The sequence below is a fragment of the Cellulophaga sp. genome (assembly GCF_039943695.1).
Lineage (GTDB): Bacteria > Bacteroidota > Bacteroidia > Flavobacteriales > Flavobacteriaceae > Cellulophaga.
Genome location: NZ_JBDVAA010000103.1, coordinates 1 through 1,795, shown reverse-complemented (window position 1 = coordinate 1,795; position 1,795 = coordinate 1). Strand labels below are relative to the sequence as shown.

Annotated in this window: 3 protein-coding genes; 2 read left to right on the top strand and 1 reads right to left on the bottom strand. The window is 33.1% G+C overall.

The genetic code is table 11. From position 1 onward, the window contains the following. A partial coding sequence (locus ABJD66_RS06735) for a DUF1573 domain-containing protein (RefSeq protein WP_348129644.1) occupies positions 1-171 on the top strand: 171 nt, incomplete at its 5' end. A gap of 3 nt (positions 172-174) precedes the next feature. After that, complete coding sequence (yajC, locus tag ABJD66_RS06730; RefSeq protein ID WP_100895517.1) at positions 175-477, top strand: preprotein translocase subunit YajC; 303 nt, start codon at positions 175-177, stop codon at positions 475-477. A gap of 76 nt (positions 478-553) precedes the next feature. Here yajC and pepT read toward each other — a convergent pair whose 3' ends face one another. Then, positions 554-1,777 carry a peptidase T gene (pepT, locus tag ABJD66_RS06725; RefSeq protein ID WP_348129641.1) on the bottom strand — a complete coding sequence of 408 codons (1,224 nt, stop codon included), beginning with the start codon at positions 1,775-1,777 and terminating at the stop codon, positions 554-556. Between the last annotated feature and the right edge of the window lie 18 nt (positions 1,778-1,795).

Genomic DNA, 1,795 nt, shown 5'->3' with positions numbered 1-1,795 from the left:
GCTCCAGGAGAATCTGGTGAGTTGTTAGTTAAGTTTAACGGATCTGGTCAAAACCAAGTAACTAAAGCAGTAACAGTAACTGCAAATACAGCAAAAGGAAGAGAAACTTTACGTATCAAAGCTTTTGTTAACCCTAAAAATGGTGCAGCAGCGTCTATACCAACAAAATAAAGAATGGATCAAATATTAGAGCAATACCCATTTCTACCAATGGTAGGAATATTTATAGTAGCATATTTTTTTATGATACGTCCGCAAATGAAGCGTTCTAAAGACGAGAAAAAATTTGCTACAGAATTAAAAAAAGGAGATAAAGTTATTACCAAAAGCGGAATGCACGGTAAAATTTTTGATTTAAATGATAAAGATATGTCTTGTATAATTGAGACTATGTCTGGTAAAATTAAGTTTTCTAGATCAGCAATTTCTATGGAAATGAGCAGAAAATTAAATGAACCAGTAGCAGAAAAAAAGTAGTACTTTAATTAGTATAAATTAAAAAGCATCGATTTTATATCGATGCTTTTTTTGTTTATTTAAGTTGCTAATACTACTATTTAGCAGCTGTAAGCTCGCATATTTTTACTATAACCTCTACAGCTTTTTCCATACTTTCTACAGGAACATACTCGTATTTACCATGGAAATTATGTCCGCCAGCAAATATATTAGGGCACGGTAGTCCCATATAACTTAGTTGTGAGCCATCAGTACCACCACGTATAGGCTTTATAATTGGTGTAATATTTAAGGCTTCCATAGCTTCTTTTGCAGTTTCTACAATATGGTATACAGGCATTACTTTTTCTTTCATATTAAAGTACTGGTCTTTAATAGATAGTTTTATACAGTTGTTGTATTTTTCATTTAATCTAAAAACTATAGTTTCTAGTGCTTTTTTACGGTCTTCAAAAGAGTTTCTGTCATGGTCTCTAATAATTAGTCCTAATTCAGCATTTTCAATCTCTCCTTTAATAGTATGTATATGGTAAAAACCTTCTCTGCCAGAGGTATGTTCAGGAACCTCTTTATTAGGTAAAGCAGCCATAATTTCTTGAGCAATACCAATGGCGTTTATCATTTTTCCTTTAGCATAACCTGGGTGTACGCTTTTACCCTGTATTGTAATGTTAGCACCAGCAGCATTAAAGTTTTCATACTCTAACTCGCCAATTTGGCTACCATCCATAGTATATGCCCATTCTGCACCAAATTTTTCAACATCAAATTTATGTGCACCACGACCAATTTCTTCGTCAGGAGTAAAACCAACTCTAATTTTACCGTGCTTAATTTCTGGGTGAGCAATTAAAAATTCCATTGCCGTAACAATTTCTGTAATTCCTGCTTTATCATCTGCACCTAAAAGCGTAGTACCATCTGTAGTCACAAGGGTCTGACCTTTATATTGTAATAAATCTTCAAAATAATCTGGAGATAACACAATGTTTTTATCAGCATTTAAAACAATGTCTTTACCGTCATAATCCCTAATTATTTGCGGATTAACGTTTGTTCCAGAAAAATCTGGAGTAGTATCAAAATGTGCAACAAAACCAATTGTAGGCACTTTTTTATCTATATTACTAGGTAGTGTTGCCATAATGTACGCATTGTCATCAATAGTAACATCTTCCATTCCTATTTCTTTAAGTTCTGTAACTAGCTTATTTGCTAAGTCCCATTGCTTGGCAGTACTAGGAGTTGTGTTAGAGCTGGCATCGCTTTGCGTATCAATTTTTACATAACCTAAAAATCTATCTAAAATATCTTGCATAAGTATATAATTTACTCA